General features: G+C 60.4%; 16 protein-coding genes and 1 pseudogene. 10 read left to right on the top strand and 7 right to left on the bottom strand.

Features of this window, described 5'->3' with window-relative positions; genetic code table 11:
• The first annotated feature begins 200 nt into the window (after positions 1 to 200).
• From ACOYW2_RS00455 to ACOYW2_RS00440, 4 genes are all read left to right on the top strand, one after another.
• A complete protein-coding gene (locus ACOYW2_RS00455; RefSeq protein ID WP_180136638.1) occupies positions 201 to 410 on the top strand; it encodes a hypothetical protein in 210 nt (69 codons plus the stop codon).
• Between the two features lie 1,042 nt (positions 411 to 1,452).
• Positions 1,453 to 1,815, top strand: a complete 363-nt coding sequence (locus ACOYW2_RS00450) for a hypothetical protein (protein WP_482769002.1) — start codon at positions 1,453 to 1,455, stop codon at positions 1,813 to 1,815.
• On the top strand, positions 1,763 to 2,443 hold the full coding sequence (locus ACOYW2_RS00445) for a TRAP transporter substrate-binding protein (RefSeq protein WP_482423628.1): 681 nt from the start codon (positions 1,763 to 1,765) through the stop codon (positions 2,441 to 2,443). The genes ACOYW2_RS00450 and ACOYW2_RS00445 overlap by 53 nt, the downstream gene beginning before the upstream one ends.
• Before the next feature lie 244 nt (positions 2,444 to 2,687).
• Positions 2,688 to 3,842, top strand: coding sequence for a uroporphyrinogen decarboxylase family protein (locus ACOYW2_RS00440; protein WP_482414756.1), 1,155 nt, complete (start codon positions 2,688 to 2,690; stop codon positions 3,840 to 3,842).
• A 166-nt stretch (positions 3,843 to 4,008) separates the two neighbouring features.
• Here the strand turns inward: ACOYW2_RS00440 and ACOYW2_RS00435 are convergent, their stop codons facing one another.
• Positions 4,009 to 4,716 (bottom strand): IclR family transcriptional regulator, encoded by a 708-nt coding sequence (locus ACOYW2_RS00435; RefSeq protein ID WP_482421259.1) that lies wholly within the window; start codon positions 4,714 to 4,716, stop codon positions 4,009 to 4,011.
• Positions 4,717 to 5,262: 546 nt separating this feature from the next.
• Here ACOYW2_RS00435 and ACOYW2_RS00430 point away from each other — a divergent pair.
• The 4 genes and pseudogenes from ACOYW2_RS00430 to ACOYW2_RS00415 all read left to right on the top strand — a co-directional run bounded on the left by ACOYW2_RS00430 (position 5,263) and on the right by ACOYW2_RS00415 (position 6,855).
• Entirely contained in the window at positions 5,263 to 5,469 is a 207-nt protein-coding gene (locus ACOYW2_RS00430) for a B12-binding domain-containing protein (protein ID WP_482769001.1), read from the top strand.
• Complete coding sequence (locus tag ACOYW2_RS00425) at positions 5,451 to 5,897, top strand: cobalamin-dependent protein (RefSeq protein ID WP_482769000.1); 447 nt, start codon at positions 5,451 to 5,453, stop codon at positions 5,895 to 5,897. The genes ACOYW2_RS00430 and ACOYW2_RS00425 overlap by 19 nt, the downstream gene beginning before the upstream one ends.
• A 297-nt stretch (positions 5,898 to 6,194) precedes the next feature.
• A pseudogene (locus tag ACOYW2_RS00420) lies at positions 6,195 to 6,404 on the top strand (phosphoglycerate mutase family protein); the annotation flags it as partial.
• A gap of 25 nt (positions 6,405 to 6,429) precedes the next feature.
• Positions 6,430 to 6,855: a histidine phosphatase family protein gene (locus ACOYW2_RS00415; RefSeq protein ID WP_482768999.1), complete on the top strand. Its 426-nt coding sequence runs from the start codon at positions 6,430 to 6,432 to the stop codon at positions 6,853 to 6,855.
• A gap of 312 nt (positions 6,856 to 7,167) precedes the next feature.
• Here the strand turns inward: ACOYW2_RS00415 and ACOYW2_RS00410 are convergent, their stop codons facing one another.
• From ACOYW2_RS00410 to ACOYW2_RS00390, 5 genes are all read right to left on the bottom strand, one after another.
• Positions 7,168 to 8,187, bottom strand: coding sequence for a peptidoglycan DD-metalloendopeptidase family protein (locus tag ACOYW2_RS00410; protein WP_482768998.1), 1,020 nt, complete (start codon positions 8,185 to 8,187; stop codon positions 7,168 to 7,170).
• Positions 8,188 to 8,793: 606 nt separating this feature from the next.
• Positions 8,794 to 10,224, bottom strand: coding sequence for a methyl-accepting chemotaxis protein (locus ACOYW2_RS00405; protein ID WP_482768997.1), 1,431 nt, complete (start codon positions 10,222 to 10,224; stop codon positions 8,794 to 8,796).
• Positions 10,224 to 10,856, bottom strand: a complete 633-nt coding sequence (locus ACOYW2_RS00400; RefSeq protein ID WP_482421254.1) for an MCP four helix bundle domain-containing protein — start codon at positions 10,854 to 10,856, stop codon at positions 10,224 to 10,226. Before ACOYW2_RS00400 ends, ACOYW2_RS00405 begins: the two co-directional genes overlap by 1 nt.
• 290 nt (positions 10,857 to 11,146) lie before the next feature.
• Complete coding sequence (locus ACOYW2_RS00395; protein WP_482768996.1) at positions 11,147 to 11,992, bottom strand: EamA family transporter; 846 nt, start codon at positions 11,990 to 11,992, stop codon at positions 11,147 to 11,149.
• 137 nt (positions 11,993 to 12,129) lie between these two features.
• Positions 12,130 to 14,136: a methyl-accepting chemotaxis protein gene (locus ACOYW2_RS00390; RefSeq protein ID WP_482768995.1), complete on the bottom strand. Its 2,007-nt coding sequence runs from the start codon at positions 14,134 to 14,136 to the stop codon at positions 12,130 to 12,132.
• Between the two features lie 424 nt (positions 14,137 to 14,560).
• Here ACOYW2_RS00390 and ACOYW2_RS00385 point away from each other — a divergent pair, with 424 nt between their 5' ends.
• The gene (locus tag ACOYW2_RS00385) at positions 14,561 to 14,995 is read left to right on the top strand and encodes an arsenate reductase ArsC (RefSeq protein WP_482421251.1); all 435 of its coding nucleotides are present in this window, start codon (positions 14,561 to 14,563) and stop codon (positions 14,993 to 14,995) included.
• Between the two features lie 25 nt (positions 14,996 to 15,020).
• The gene (gene arsB, locus ACOYW2_RS00380; protein ID WP_482768994.1) at positions 15,021 to 16,205 is read left to right on the top strand and encodes an ACR3 family arsenite efflux transporter; all 1,185 of its coding nucleotides are present in this window, start codon (positions 15,021 to 15,023) and stop codon (positions 16,203 to 16,205) included.
• A 73-nt stretch (positions 16,206 to 16,278) separates the two neighbouring features.
• Here arsB and ACOYW2_RS00375 read toward each other — a convergent pair whose 3' ends face one another.
• Positions 16,279 to 16,599, bottom strand: coding sequence for an RNA recognition motif domain-containing protein (locus tag ACOYW2_RS00375; protein ID WP_180137148.1), 321 nt, complete (start codon positions 16,597 to 16,599; stop codon positions 16,279 to 16,281).
• Positions 16,600 to 16,714: the final 115 nt, after the last annotated feature.

Here is a 16,714-nt window from a genome sequence, read left to right as displayed (position 1 = left end):
CCGACCTGTGCAATCGCCCCGCAGCCCGATCTATCTGATGCCACGGCACATTCGGTCCGTCACCCAGGGCCCGCCCCCGGTTTTTACCACCTTCTCCCCCGTTCTCCCGCGCTTCTGGCATGTATCTTGAAAGATTGAATCACAGGGAAACGCCCGTTGCGGAGCGCCCTGTTGAACGGAACCCAAGCAGGAGACAAAACGTGAGAGCATGTGACCACAACATAAAGACAACCCTTGAACTGGTTGAGGCCATGATCCAGCTGGCGGAAAGAGGGGACAGCGACCGTGAAGACAGCGGATGCGGTATCCTGTACGGCATCCTCCGGGACGCCGCTTACAAGATCAAGCAGGTGGCGGAGATGGAGCGGGAAGCCCATATCCGGAAAGGCTGGTGGGAAGAGCATCCTTGAAAGAGATCGACCCCGAGACCTCCCCACCTTCCGGTAATGGCCGGTGACACCACGCGTTTTCATTCCACCCAGCACCCGAACACGGGACACAAAAAGAGCCCTTTGTACCGCATCGCCCCACGGCAAAGCCTGCCGTTGCACCCATCGCTTTTCTCTGAGCAAGGGGCGCGCCCAGCCTGAAAGCACCTCCACCCCACGTCCCCGCACCGCTGAACAAAAACGGGCCCACACACCCCGGACCACCGGGGCGTTCCCTTGTGCCTTCCATGGCAAGGACGGGTTCGCCTTAGTGCCCCCAAGTGAACCGACAGACCAGCCCGCACATCAGAGAAAGGGTACAAAACGCATGTCACCCTCCCATCCACCGTCCACCCGACGGATGCACTTCCCCCTCCCCAGGCGCCCTGCCTGCGCTTCATGACTCCTATACCCCACTGAATCAACAAGACAAACCCTCGTCCGCACCGTAGAATACGGAGAAATTCTCTGCGTCCTCTATTCCCATAATATGAAACTAATATTTTATTTTATCATATTGTGTTGACACCATCCAAAAAGGTGTGCCACCTTATCAACCATCGGGGTGAGCAGAGAGGTCCATGCCCCCTCTCTTCGGCACACACCGCCCCGACGCAACCCAAGGGCACGGACATCCCTGATTGTCACGTTGAAACCTTTGCACTGTGCCCCCATGCCCTATGCCCTGTGGTGGTGAGCCAAAGGAAGGGCCGGGATCTCAACCACGCCGGCCATGGAGTTACAGCAAACGTACACAGGGACATCCCCAGAAAGAGACCACGCGGCGCCTCCCAAGGCCCGCCTCCAGATACATACCGCTGGGTGCCCGGATCGCTCTGCCCGACGACCCTCCAGGTGCCCTGTTTCGAACCGCAACGCAGCGGCTCGAACCATGCGAACGCGTACACCGTCCGTTGCCTTCATGGGAACGGACAAGGCATATATCCCTGTATGGTTACCCGGGGTCCCAATCCGCCCCAAACCGTATATGCCCCAATCAACAATGCGTATAGGAGGAGGTAGTATGTTACGTAAGTCTTTTGCCGTTGCCCTTTCATTCCTTACCCTGGCCGTGTTCGGCCTCTCAGGCGCTCAGGCCGCACAGACCATCAAGCTGGGCTACGGTGATCCCCCAGAGTCTGACCAGGGCGTTTACGCCCGGCGCTTCAAAGCTGTTGTGGAAGGTCTTTCCGACGGCGAAATCAAAGTGGAGCTCTTCTCCGGCGGCGCCCTGGGCACCGAAACCGAGATGCTCCAGACCACGCGAAAAGGGACCCTCCATGTTCCTCCGTCTTGGGCGGCGCCCGTCGTCCCGAGGCTGGGGCACCCTCACCATGCCCTACCTCATCAAAAACGAGTACGACGCGGTGAAAGCCACCACCGGTGAGCTCGGCGCTTTCTGGAACGAGACCTGCGTTAAAAAAGGGGGATTCCGCATCCTCGGCTGGGTCTACTCCAACTTCCGTCACCTCACCAACAACAAGCGACCCGTTACCTCCCTCAAGGACGTCAAGGGCCTGAAGATCCGTATCCCCCAGAACAAAATCCACATGGCCACCTACCGCGCCTGGGGCGCCAACCCTGTGCCCATCTCCTGGCCCGAGACCTTCACCGCCCTTCAGCAGGGCGTGGTGGACGGACAGGACAACCCCTACATCGTCATGCACACCTCCAAGTTCCAGGAAGTGCAGAAGTACTGCACCGAAGTGCACCACATGTATGCCCTGCAGTTCCTCTCCGTGGGTGAGCGCAGCTGGAAAAAATACGACCAGAAAACCCGGGACATCCTGACCCGCGCCGGTATCGAGGCCCAGCAGTACAACCTGCTCTTCCAGGTGAGCGAAGCCTCCAAGGCCAAAGAGGCCATGGCCGCCGCAGGGGTCCAGATGGACAACCTCACCGATGAAGAGGAGTGGATCCGCCTGGCCAAGGAGAAGGTCTGGCCCGAGTTCTACGACTTCATCGGAGGCAAGGACCTCATCGACAGAGTCGAAGCCACCCTCGAAGCAAAATAACCCCAGTGCTTCCCTCCACAGCCTCCGGTTAGCCACCCTGACCGGAGGTGTCCCCCGATGCCTGCATGTGATTCGGCCAGGACGACCCGGGCCGACCACGCGTCCGCCCCGGCCGTGTTCAGCCGAACCGCAGCTTTAAAAAACAAGGGGTTTTCCGGCACCTGCACCAGGCCCCGGAGCCCCAGTGCCCAAACGACGTGAACCCACAGACACGAGATCCCTTTCCGGGATGAAGGAGTGATCCATGAACCATAAAGAACGCGCACTCACCGCCCTGAACCACGAAGAGCCGGACCGGGTTCCCATCGACCTGGGAGGTCGCAACACCACCCTCATGCTCAACGGATACGAGGCCTTCAAGAAAAAACACGGAAAAGAGGACCTCACCACCGAGGTCATGTCCAAGGTGTGGCAGACGGCCTTCATCGATGAGCACTTCCTGAAAATGTACAACGCCGACTTCCGCCATGTGCGGCCCAAAAACATGGTGGTCCTGGGCGAAGACGTGAAGCAGGAGTTCACCGAAGACGGTTGCGAAATTTTCACGGATCAGTGGGGAGTCAAAAGGAAAGTGGACGGCGAATACGCCACCATCCACGAGTACAACATGAAAGAGCCCACCCTGGAGGCCATTGAAAACCACCCGTGGCCCCATGCGGCCACGGACTTTGACTTCAGTCATGTGCGGGAAGAGGCAAAAAAGCTCCACGATGAAGGGGAGTACGCGGTGGTGGGATGCATGGGAAGCCCCGGCAACCTCTTTGAGCAGTGCTGGTGCATGCGGGGCATGCCCGAGTTTTTCATGGACATGATGGCCAGAAAGGATTTCGCCCACGCCCTGCTCCGCAAGGTCTGCGACCATCGAAAAGAGAACGCCCGCCTCTTCCTCGAAGAGGCCGGTGAGTACATCGACGTCATCCAGTGCGCCGACGACCTGGCCATGCAGAACGCCCCCTTCATGTCCATGCCCATGTACCGGGAGTTCATCAAGCCCTACCAGGCCGAACTCTTCAGCTACATCAAGAGCATGACCAAGGCTAAGCTCTACTACCACAGCTGCGGGGCCGTCACAGGCCTTCTGGACGATCTCGTGGAGATCGGCGTGGATATCTTAAACCCTGTCCAGGTCTCGGCCACGGGCATGGAGACCGACCAGCTCAAAAAACGCTTCGGGGACAAGCTCTCCTTCTGGGGCGCCATCGACACCTTCCATGTCCTGCCCAACGGCAGCGTCGACGACGTCCGCAAGGAAGTGGCCACCCGCATCCGGGACCTCGCCCCGGGCGGCGGCTACATCCTGGGATCGGTCCACAACATGCAGTCCGACATCTCCCCTGAAAATGTCGTGGCCATGCTGGAGGCCGCCGTGGAGTTCGGCCAGTACCCCATCGCCTGCTGATTTCCTCCTGGGTCCCCCACGTGGTGGACTCGAAAGGCCAGCCAGCCCCCCTTCATCCGTGAAGGGGGGCTTTTTTTATGGTGGCAAACCCGGCGCAAAAAAAAAGGCGGCGCTTTTAAAAAAAGCGATCCGCCAGCCATACAACGCCATGTCCGGGCAACGCCTGTCAGCCGATGTTCTGCTTCAGGTAGCCCACCAGCTCGTCGCGTTTGGACTCCCATTCACGGCCCACAAGGGCATCCACAGCCATGGCCCCTACGATTTTGCCTTCGAATTTCAAGGGATAGGAGACCCCAAGCCCCCCCTGAACAAGAAAGGACTCTGCGTACCCGTAGCCCAGCTTCCTGGAGAGCGCCACAAATTCCATAAAGGTCTCGCGGTCCACCAGCAGCACATCGCGAAGCCGCTCTGTGTTTCGGTCCAGAATGGCCGTGATCCTCTCATCGTCGAGGAAGGCCAGCATGCCCATGGACGGAGACCCGAACCCCAGGGGTGCCCGCTCTCCGGGGCGACAGGCCGCCAGCTGGATCACGTTGGTGCCCTGGTAAATCCCCACGCATTTGCAGTCGTCCCCCTCCCGGATAAACAGGGAGGTGGTGTACCCGAACATCCGGGCCACGTTGCCTGCCAGCGCCCCGTAGCTCGTCCGCACATAGTGCTCCATGGAGAGACCGGAGTAGATCACGCTGTCCGAGCCGATGATGTAGGTCTTGTTTTTCTGGTCAAAGGAGAGGAACCCGCAGTCCGTCAGCACCGAAAGGAGCCTGTGGGCCGTGGAGGTGGTGATCTCCATGGTTTCGCTCACCTCTTTGAGGGTGGTGGGGGACTCCCCCCGTTGAATGATCATCTTCAATATATTGAGGGTACGATACACACTTTGTGCGCCTTGAATCATGGAATCCAACCTGTGGTGTCTTGGGATCCGTCACTCTCTTCCGGCCGGACCGGCCTGCAGAATACCTCGAATCCATCATTAATTCACAACGATGACATACCCACGCCCCGGGAAAATTGCAAGTAAAATCCCAGGTTCCCAGGCGACTCCGCACCCCATTAATTTCATATTGTGGGATAATGATTATAAATTCCCAGATCAGATCGCACACGATATCCCCTGTGTCATGATGCCCGTGAAGATGCCGGGAAGCCACTGTCACACGGTCCATCCCCCGTCTTCCCCATGCACCGCGCAAGCGGAAATCCCTGATGCCCAGGCACCGTTCTAGGGAACCCGCTGCAGGGACGGCACCCCGTCAAGGTCCCGTCCAGTCAACCGATCTGTTTTTTCGACGGACGGGTACGCACCCGACCACAGGCGCCGGCAGTGATGTGCGCCGCCCCGTCCTTTCCGGCCCAACCAACCGCCAGGTCCCGGAAAGAACGATGCCATCTGTCCGTCTTCATCAAAGGAGTAAGCAATATGTCTGTTGAAAGTGTCTTCGATGCCGTCATCGGCCTTGATCCGGCCAAAGTGGTTGCAGATGTCAACGCTGAAATTGAAGCAGGAACCCCCGTCGATGAAATCCTCAACCAGGGGCTCATCCGTGCCATGGATGTTGTGGGAGAGCGATTCGCCGGGCAAGAGAGACCTTCGTCCCCGAAATGCTCATGTCCGCCCACACCATGAAGGCCGGTGTGGAGGTCCTGAAGCCCCTGCTCACCGGGGAGAGCGTGCAAAAGGTGGGAACCATCGTCATCGGCACCGTGCACGGGGACCTGCACGACATCGGAAAAAACCTGGTCTGCATCATGCTGGAAGGAGCGGGATTCAACGTGGTGGATCTGGGCGTGGACGTGCTGAAAGAAAAATTCATTGAGGCGGCCATCGAACACAAGGCGGACATTATCGGGCTCTCCACCCTTCTGACCACCACCATGTGCGTGGTGGAAGAGACCGTTGAGGCCATCAACGAAGCGGGCCTGCGCGACTCCGTGAAGATCATGGTGGGCGGCGCCCCCCTGAACCAGGACTTTGCAGACCGCATCGGGGCCGACGGCTTTGCCCCGGACGCCGGTGCCGCAGGCAAAATGGCCCGGGAGCTTGTCCTTCACTAACCGCAATCAGCCTCCGGCGGCAAGGTGAGCCACCTCGAAAGCAAGTTGCCAATGCGCTTTTCCCCTCGTTCCTCGGGGAAAAGCGCATTGGCCGTTGATGTTGATCGGCCTGAATCTGCTTTATAAAGGCCTGTTTGCTAAACCCGTCAACATGTGCAGGGGCTTTGGACTCGGAGCGTTTACGAATCCGGAGGCCTGTCTTTGCCTCGTCCCTCACCCGCCCCGCAACCATCGCCTTCTTTTTCTCAACCCCCTTGCAATTTGCAGGCATCGCGGTATGCTCATCCACGTTTTCACATGAACCCTTCAAGAAGACGGGATACTGCCATGGCACCTGCCCCCACCACCCTTTTTCTGCGCCATGCGCACGCCCCCAACCTTGAATGCCGCCTTCAGGGCCACGCTAACTCACCCCTTACGGAGACCGGCCGCAACCAGGCCCGGGCCGCCGGAGATACTCCCTTGCAGACACCCCCTCCATCGCCCGCAGCCTTTTCCAGCCCCTCGGGCCGCGCCGTGGGCAGCGAACCCAATGATCGGATACTGGGACATCCCCCTGACGCACCACGACGGGCTCCGGGAGATCGGCCTGGGCCCCCTGGAGGGCATGCCCCTAACCGAGGCGGAGAAAATTCACCCCAAAGCGTGCCGGGACTTCTGGGAAGCGCCCCAGGACTTTGACCTGCCCGGGGCCGAGCGGTACAGCCAGGTGCAAAACCGGGTCCTTGCCGCCATCGACGAACTCTTCCAGGCCCACAAGGGCCAGGCCATTCTCCTGGTCTCCCACGCCATCGCCATCAAAACAGCCCTGGCCCACTTCCTGGGCAAGGCCATCTGGGAGCTGGGCGACATCCGGCTGCCTGAAAACGGCCGCATCCTCACCCTGCAGGCAACAGACGGACACCTGGCCCTGAAGGACCCGGAGGCCTGCCTCTTCCAGGCAGAAGCCAGTCACTAAAAAGAGCTGTGCTTTCTATGGTTAAAGTGGGTGGAAAAATCAGGTCTCCGGCGGCCAGGTGGGGCACCTTGAATAGTTAGAAATCATGTAACTATTCAGCTCAAAATTGCCTCGGGCGGCCCTGCCGGGGGCCAAACTTTTGCCCGATTTTATGAGTCGGGTTTGACAAACAGGTCTTAAGTAAGCCTTCCAGGCTACGCCGAAATAATTTCGACATTTTCACACCCGCCTTAGAAGAGTTTTTTGCGGAGCTTTTTTTTAAAAAAGCGACCCGCCGGAGGCTGGCTTTAAGGGCGGGCGACGGGTAATAGATCACCCTTTGGATTCTGTGGCCTCGCCAGCTGCCTTCTGGTCGCCGTCTGCGATCCTGGCGATGGAATCCAGAAGCTGTGGCCGGTACCGGGCCATGATGCGGGAAAATTCGTCTTTGCGGGTTTTGTCGATGGACGAGGCACGGGGGGTGTCGATCTTGGTGGGGTCCACGGGCTTGCCGTGGATCTTCATGCGAAAGCAGAGATGGGGCCCGGTGGCAAGGCCGGTGGAGCCCACGTAGCCGATGAGGTCCCCCTGCTTCACCTTTTTGCCGGTGCGCATGCCCTTGGCAAAGCGGGACATGTGCAGGTACCCGCTCTCGTAGCCGTTGCCGTGGGTGATGAGGATGTGGTTGCCCGAGCTGTTGTTGGAGGCCACCCGCTTGAGGGTGCCGCTGCCAATGGCGTAGATGGGGGTTCCGGTGGGTGCGGCGTAGTCAACGCCGTAGTGGGGTTTGTAGCGTTTCTGAATGGGATGGTAGCGCCTCAGGGAAAACCCCGAGGAGATGCGGGTAAAGGCCACGGGGGTTTTGAGAAAGACGTGGCGCAGGTTCCTGCCGTCCGGGGCGTAGTACTCACCGCTGCCGTCGGGCTCTTCCATCCTGAAGGCCTCGTGAAGCTCCCCCTGGTTGGTGAAGGCCACGGCCAGGATCTTGCCGTACCCTTTGAACCGGTTTCCCGCATACCGTTTTTCCACGAGCACTGAAAAGGTATCCCCCACCCTCAGGTCATGGACAAAATCGATCTCCCAGCCCATGAGGTTGCCGATGCGGACCGCCAGTTCGGGCCTTTCCCCCACGTGGGACATGGCACCGTACAGGGAGGTCCGGATGGAGCCCGTCACCGTCTCGGTGCGTACATCGTAGGCGATGGGCTTTACCACGGCCGTGTAGTCATCCCCTTCCCGAGACACCTCAAGATAGCTATCCGAATCAATGGCGTACTCAAACCGGGCAAACTCTTCGTCCAGGGTGGCCACCTGCCAGGTGTTGCCCACCTGGATCCGGGTAAGGTCGTACACCGGGGTGCATGCCCCTGCGAAGCGGCGGCCAAAGGCGAGAGCCACTTCTTTAATATGGAGGCGGCGGTGTTTCCTGAGGAGACCTTTCCCTTGACCAGGGTCTCCCGGGGCTCCGGGGGAAGGACAGGGGCCTGTGCTTCCGACACTGCTGCCGGGGCATCGGCGGCATCGACGGCAGCAGACAAAGAGGTCTCATCGTGTTCGTCACAGGCGGTAAACAAAAGGGCAGCCAAAAGGACAGCAAGAAGGGAACGATATGTATAATTCATGAAGCGAATTCACTTACGTTTGGGGTCATTGTATCGGGCAACGGACGCGGCGATGCCCGGCGAGAAAAGGCCGGGCCAGCAAGAATGGGATGAAGAGAAGCCGCCGTCCTGCTGAAGAATTATTGTCAACAGGACGTACCACGATCAATGATTCGCTGTCAAACGGCCCCGGTGCCGCCTTGCCCCAAGGATCGGGAAATCGGCACGAAAACCGCATATTGGGAACACAAAGGCCGGGCAAAGGGAACGGGTGGTACCGAAGCGCAAAAAAGAAGCCCGTGAATCCTGGAATTCACGGGCTGTGGCTGTCCTGAATAAATGAGGAGGGGAAGGAGGCTTACAGGGTAAAGCGCCCTGTCATCCCTTTGAGCTCGCCGGCCAGGGTGTTCATGTCTCCGGCGCACCGGGTGAGGATGTCCGTGCTGTCGGTGATCTCCCGGGCCGACACGTTGACATCGGCGATGTCCCGGGCAATGGAGGCCACGGTGGCCGAGTTTTTCCCCACCTGGCGGTTCACATCCTCCACCTTGGCCGAGGCCGCCTCGATGTTTCCGGCGATTTCGTTGGTGGCAATGGCCTGCTCTTCCATGGCCGAGGCGATGATGGAGACAATCTCCTCCATCTTTCCCACCACGGAGGAGACATTGGAGATCTCAGAGACCGTGGACTCTATCTGGGCCTGGACCTCGGCCACCTGCTCATGGATTTTTTCCGTGGCCCCGGAGGTCTCACCGGCCAGGTCCTTGATCTCCCCGGCCACCACGGCAAAGCCCCGTCCGGCTTCCCCGGCACGGGCCGCCTCGATGGTGGCGTTCAGGGCCAACAGGTTAATCTGCTGGGAGATGCCCGAGATGGTCTCGGAGATGGTGCCGATCTCATGGGCGGACTCACCCAGGGCCCCCACCTTTTCCGTGGCGTTCTTCGTCCCGGAGACCGCCGAATCCGTGATCTCTTTGGCTGTGTTGGCGTTCTTGCCGATCTCTTCGATGGTGGAGGCCATCTGCCCGGCGGCGGACGCCACCGAGGAGATGTTATCGGCCGCCTCCTCCACGGAGGAGGCCACAAAGGCAATGCCGGTGTTCATCTCTTCGGCGGCCGCGGCCACGGTGTCCGAACGCTCCGAAGTCCCTGCGGCACCGGATTTCACCTGGGAGGTGACGGCGGAGAGTTCACTGGACGAGCGGGCCAGGTGATCGACCCCTTCGTTGATGCTCCCCATCATGGTATGCAAACTCTTCACCACGCTGTTCAGCGACGACGACAGGGCTCCGATCTCATCGCCCCGTTTCACCGACAAGGTCCGGGTGAGGTCCCCTTCGGCCATGCTCCGGGAAAGATCGACCCCCTCCTGGAGGGGGGAGGTAATGGCCACGCTGATGGCCACCCCGAAAAAGAGAGAGAGGGCCACGGCAATCGCCATGATGATAAAGTTGGCGGCCTGGATCTTGGAATACAGGGCCTGCCCGTCTTCGGTGAGGTGCCGGGCGTCCCGGCTCAGGGCGGCCACGGCCTCGTCCAGAAGGGCCAGGGTCTGGGTCTGCTTTGCCAGGCAGGGGCCGTTGGCCATGGCGTTGAGTTCGATGTTCACGGCCACCGCCTTGTCCACCTCTTCGCCGATCCTGGAAAAGGCCTCGGAGACACTGGACTGCACGGGAAGCAGGTCCTGCTGGTAAATCCCCGCGGCCCGGGACCTGAAGCCCTGATCCACAAAGGAATCGATCTGGCTGAAATGCCGCTGCAGGGACATGGCCTCCAGCTCGATGTTCATCAGCTCCCCTTCAATCGCCTCTCTGAGCGAGGGGATTGTGCGCGCCACGGTTGTTCAAGGGACTCGGCAATGACGTTCCAGTCCGTGCCGTCCTTGTCTTCCAGGGTGTAGATCCGCCGGGCCATGCGGTTGACCGCGGCGTCAAAGGCCCCTTTGGCCTTCAGGGTCTCAGCGTGGAGCGGAAGGGGGTTGAGGATGCCTGTGGCCTCCAGCTCTTTGAGCTTGGCAAAGAAGGCGTCGTTGACGCCCGTCCACTCCTCAAAGGACTGGGTGTAGGCCTTCCACGCCGCGTCCACCTCCGGTGACCGGGGAAAGGCCTCAAAGGCCGCCATGCTTTCGGCGTATTTCGTTCGAACAATATCCAGCTCTTCGTATTCGGCCTGGAGGGCCTCCGGGTCCAGGTAGGCACTCAGGAGCCCCTGCTGAGCCTGCACAAACCGATTTGCCAGCTCACGCATCTCCGCGATGTGCTCCATGGCCGGCAGGCTCTCTTCGGTGGCCGTCTGGAGGTAACGCCCGATGGTGGTGGCCGCGTATCGGCCGAAAAGCCCGATCACCACCGTTGCCACCGAGAGCAGCAAAAAACTTCCCACCAGTTTTTTCTTCAAGGGAATATCACTGAGTTTCAACATACAGAGCAGCCTCCTTTCCTTCCGTTCGATGGTCCGTGTCTGCCGACCATAACGGACAGGCATCGGTCCCCCTCACAAACCAAACCTTATATCACGACAAATGCTACCCCTAAGGGAACACACCGTCATATTTCCAACCTCTCAAATTTATTCGGCATACCCAAGCACTGCCTTTACTGATTTATTCCTTACGATGCGGGGATCTCGGGCAGCGGCGGAGGTAAAGGCCGCAAATCAGACGACAAAGAACAGGAAGAAAAAAGCACAGCCCCCGGCCACGCCATGGCTGTCTACCGGTTCAGCCTCAGGATGCCCACGCCCAGAAGGGTCATGAGGGTGGAGAGCACCTTCATCAGGTCCAGCCGCTCCTTGAGCACCATGACTCCCAGGAGCAGGGCAAAAATGATGCTGGTCTCCCGCACCGCCGCCACCATGGCAATGGGGGCCAGGGTAAAGGACCAGGTCACCATGGCGTAGGCGGAAAAAGAAGCGCCCCCGCCCTTGAGGGCAAAGGCCCACTCGTGGCAGACCACCCGGGTCAGGATCCCGGGCCTGAGGATCCGCATCACCGCGGCAAACCCGATGGCGTTGAGCACCGACAGGCAGCCGTAAAAGCCAAGGGCCGTGCCCGCCACCCGGGCCCCCATGCCGTCCACCAGGGAGTAGGAGGCGATGAAGCACCCCGTCACAATGGAGAGAAATGCGGCCTGGCCGTTGCGGAGCCCGTCGCTTTTGCGCACCAGGGTCAGGCTCATGATCCCGGTGCCGATGATCCCGATGGCGGCCATCTCGCTGAAGGAGAGCTCCACCCCCAGAAGCCCCACGGACACCACGGCCACGATCATGGGGGCCACCCCGCGGGCCAGGGGATAGACCTGGCTTAAATCCCCGATGCGGTAGGAGGCCAGCAAAAAGAGCTGGTACCCCACATGGAGCAGGGCCCCTACCACCAGGTAGGGCCAGGCGTCAAGGGACGGCAGGGGCGCCACCAGAAGGGCGCCCAGGGCAAAGGGGGTGTGCCCCAGCACCACGGCGGTCATGCTCACGTGCTTGTCCGGGGTGTTTTTGACCAGGAAGTTCCAGGTTGCGTGCAAGAGGGCCGCAAGCAACACAACGATCATAACGGTAAGAGACATCAAAAAACTCCTGTACGGCAGGGATTAAGGAGAAACAGACCTCGATAGCAACAACATAGCACATTAATGATGCCCCGGCAGGAACGGGGCCCCGGGTCCTGAAACAGGAGCCCAGGGCCCGTCAAAAACCCTGGTCCTCAGATCTTGAACTGACCCACCACCTCATTGAGGCCTGCGGCCAGCCCCGCAAGCTCTTCGGAGCGACCGTGGACCGCGTTGCTGCTTTCGGTGAAGCGACCGGCGGACCGATTCACCCCGGCCATCTCCTCGGCGATCTCCCCTGAGACGCCTGCGCACTGGGCCACCTGGCCGGAGACCTCCTCCAGACCCCGGGAGGCCTGGGCAAGGTTCTCCGCGATTTCGCCGGTGGAGCCGGATTGCTGCTCCACGGCGGCGGCGATGGCCCCCACCAGCTCGCTGACGTCGTCAATGACCGCAGAGATTCGGCCGATCCCCTCCACGGACCGGGTGGAAGAGTCCCGGACCCCGTCGATGCGCTGCCGGATCTCGCCGGTGGCCTCGGCGGTCTGACCGGCAAGGGCCTTGATCTCTCCGGCAACCACGGCAAACCCCTTGCCCGCCTCACCTGCCCTGGCCGCCTCGATGGTGGCGTTCAGGGCCAGCAGGTTGGTCTGTTCCGAAATCTCGGAGATGGCCTCGGTGACCTTGCCGATGTCCCCGGCGGCAGCCCCCAGGGCATCCATGATAACGCGCACCTCTTTGGCCTGGTGCACCATCTCCGTGGTGACGCCCCGGGCCCTCTCGGAATTCCCGGCGATCTCTTGGATGGTGGCGCGCATCTCCTCGGTGGCTGCTGCCACCATGTTCACGTTGGCGGTGGCCTGCTCGGTGGATGCGGCAACATCGGCCATCACGCGGTTGGTCTCCTCGGCAGAAGCCGCCACTGTTCCGGCGCGGTCGTTCATCTCGGTGGCGCCGTCGGACATGGTCACCGAGAGACGGGAGAGCTCGCCCCCGGAATCCTTCACGGCCTCGGCATTCTCCGCAAGGGTACGGATCACCCCGTGGATTTTGTCGATAAAGGCGTTGAACCAGGTGGCAAGGGCCCCCACCTCATCGGCTGTGCCTGCCTCAAGCCGACGCGTAAGGTCGCCCTCCCCTTCGGCGATGTCCCGCAGCATCTCAGCGGTGTTGACAATGGGGTGTGTCACCACCCGGGCCAGGCCGAGGGCCGCCCCTGCGGCCAGAAGAAAAAGCACACCGCCGATCCCCAGAATCATCAGGGTCAGGCGCCGGGTCGGCCCCATCACTTCCCGGGTCTCAATGACGCCGATGAGCTTCCACCCCAGGGTGGGAGAGGTGTAGACATCTGCCAGGCAGTCCACCCCGCCCATCTCCACGGCCACATGGCCCGAAGCGATTCCGTTGAGGGTGGCGTAGGCCGGTGAGTCCAGCTCCGTCATTTTTTTGAAGTTGGTGGCAGGGTCATGGGGGTTGGCCAGGATGGTTCCGTCTCCCTGGACCAGGATGGCAAACCCGCTTTCGCCGATGCGGATGCCGTGGATCATGTCGGTTAAGCGCGACAGGGAGACATCAATGCCCACCACCCCGGTGCGCCTGCCGTCGGGCCCGGTCACCGGGGCCACCAGCCCCACAACCGTCAGCCCGTTACCGCCGGAGAGATACGCCGGGGTCATCACCAGCTTGCCTGCCTCGGCGGGCTTCCGGTACCAGCTCCTCTTGCGGGGGTCGTACCCCGGTTTTTTCACCGCAGGAAGGGAGGTGAGCAACCCGCCGGCCTCGGTCCCCATGTAGATCTCGCAATAGGAGGGGCTGGATTCGTGAACCCTCTTGAAAAGACGGTAAAGATCTGCGTTGACGCCTCCGTCCTCAAGGGGAGTGACCCGGGTCTTTTCCGTTGTGTGCACATAGGAGGTGACCTTGTCCCCCACCCCTTTGAGCAAAGGGTCGGAGGCCAGCTGGGTCACGTGGCTGGCAATCCCGTCCATGAAAAGGTTCATGGCGTTGTCCACCTGGACGAGCTCCCGGGTCGTGGCCCCTACAAATCCGTCCATGGACAGCTGCTTTAATTGAAGGGCAACCGCCCCCATGATAATGGCGATGGGGACAACGGCAACGCATGTAAAAGCGATCACCAGTTTCTGCTTGATTGAAAATGTCATGTTCTATGGCCTTTCGACTGGGGCGGCACCCGGGATGTACCTGCCGGTACGGGTTGCCCTGCCTGTGTGTGGGGATGGCAGCGGACTCACTCTCCAGAACAGAGAAGGAAGCCTTTCGTATACATCCCTTGTTTTCGCGTAGAATGACATTTTCTTTACTTTCTTTTTTCCCCGGAATAGAAAATTTCCGTAAGTTCCCCCGGACGACACACCCTTCAGGCCCCCCAAGGCAAAAATAAGTTGCTGTAAAAATCAGCCATACGATACAATGGATGCCGATGTGGCAAGGCCCCTCACACAATCCTTACAAAACAGCGGTATGGTGAACGGTCCATTGAAAGGGAACAGCCCGAGTTCCCTCAACACGCACCCAACCGAATCAAAAAAAACAGAACACACATTTCACGATTAAGGAGACACACCCATGCCCCAGAAGCTCACCCTTCTCTTTCTCTGCACAGGCAACTCCTGCCGAAGCCAGATGGCCGAAGGCTGGACCCGCCACCTGAAGGGCGATGTCATCGACGCCTGCTCCGCGGGCATCGAGACCCACGGCTTGAACCCCGACGCCGTTGCCGTCATGGCCGAAGCCGGGGTGGACATTTCCGGCCAGAGGTCCCAGAACATTGCCGACTTCATGGAGACAAAAATCGATGTGGTGGTCACGGTCTGCGATCATGCCCACGAGACCTGCCCCCTGTTCCCGGGCGGCGCCAGGGTGGTACACGTGGGATTTGACGATCCCCCCCGCCTGGCCAGGGATGCAACGAGCCGCGAAGGCGAGCTGGACTGCTACCGAAAAGTGCGCGATGAGATCAAAGCCTTTGTGGAGACCCTGCCCGGCGCCATCACCGGATAACCCCATCGCAACATAAGGAGACGCCATGACCACCCCACGCCCCGACGGCGACCATCGCGAAATGAAAAACCCCTTTGAGCGATACCTGACGGTCTGGGTAGGCCTCTGCATTGCGGGGGGCATCCTCCTCGGCAAAATCGCCCCGGAGCTGGCCAGGACCCTGGACGGCATCAGCATCCGGGTCAATGGCGCCCCGGTGGTCTCCATCCCCATCGCGGTCTGTCTCTTTTTCATGATGTACCCCATCATGGTCAAGATCGACTTTGCCGAGGTGGTCAAGGCAGGGAAAAGCGGAAAACCGGTGACCCTGACCCTGGTGCTCAACTGGATGATCAAGCCCTTTACCATGTACGGCATCGGGATTCTCTTCCTGGGGGTCCTCTTCCGGGGCTTCGTCGGCCCCGAGGCCACGGACCTCGTCAAGATGCCCTTTGGCCTGGACCTCCCCGAAGGGGCCGCCCACGGGGCAGGCACCGTGGTGGTCTCCGGCGGCATCAGGATGCTCGAAGTCCCCCTGTGGCGGAGCTACCTGGCTGGCTGCATCCTCCTGGGCATCGCCCCGTGCACGGCCATGGTGCTGATCTGGGGCTACCTGGCCCGGGGCAACGACGGCCTCACCCTGGTCATGGTGGCCATCAACTCCCTGACCATGCTGCTTCTCTACGGGGTGCTGGGCGGATTCCTGCTGGGGGTGGGCCGCCTCCCCGTGCCCTGGGAGGCCCTGTTTCTCTCCATTGCCGTCTACGTGGCCCTGCCACTGGTGGCGGGCTACCTCTCCCGACGGTGGCTGATCAAGGCCAGGGGGCGCGCCTGGTTTGAGGAGACCTTTCTCCACCTGCTCACCCCGGTGACCATCACCGCCCTTCTCACCACCCTGGTGCTTCTCTTCAGCTTCAAGGGCGAGGTGATCCTTGCCAACCCCCTGACCATCCTCTGGATTGCCGTTCCCCTGTTCCTGCAGACCATCCTCATCTTCACCTTAGGCTACGGTGCGGCCCGGGTCCTGAGGCTCTCCTACGAAGACGCGGCGCCCGCGGCCATGATCGGGGCCTCCAACCACTTTGAAGTGGCCATCGCCACGGCCACCATGCTCTTCGGGCTCTCGTCAGGCGCTGCCCTGGCCACGGTGGTGGGGGTCCTCATCGAAGTGCCGGTGATGCTCATGCTGGTAAAAATCTGCACCCGGACCCGCCACTGGTTTACCCCATAAAAAAAAGCCCCATGCAGCGGGTCGCTGCATGGGGCTTTTCCTTACTTTTTACGTCAAACGAGGCAGGCACCGCTTAGTAGCGGTCGTACCCTCCGCCGTCTCCGCCGTTGTTGTAACCGCCTCGACGGCCACCGCCGTAATCCGAGCGGGGTTTTCTCGGCCGTGCTTCGTTAACGGTCAGGGTGCGGCCCATGATCTCGGAGCCGTTGAGCGCTTCCAGGGCCGCGGCCGCCTGGTCTGAATCAGGCATCTCCACAAACCCGAACCCTTTGGAACGGCCGGTGTCACGATCGGTGATGATGCGTGCTGAGTCCACCTCACCAAAATTTTCAAAGACTGTCCTGAGCTCATCATCGGACATACTGTAGGCAATATTGCCGACATATATGTTCATCTGCGCTTTTCCTCATCGCCATTGGTTCCATGTCATCATCGAAATTTACCCCATGGCGAACGCAGACAAACTTCGATACCCGGGATACGTCATCCGGGCTTTTTCCATTTTGCCG

The organism is Desulfoluna sp. CLI2B (assembly GCF_056847375.1).
This window is presented reverse-complemented; position numbering and strand designations above follow the sequence as displayed.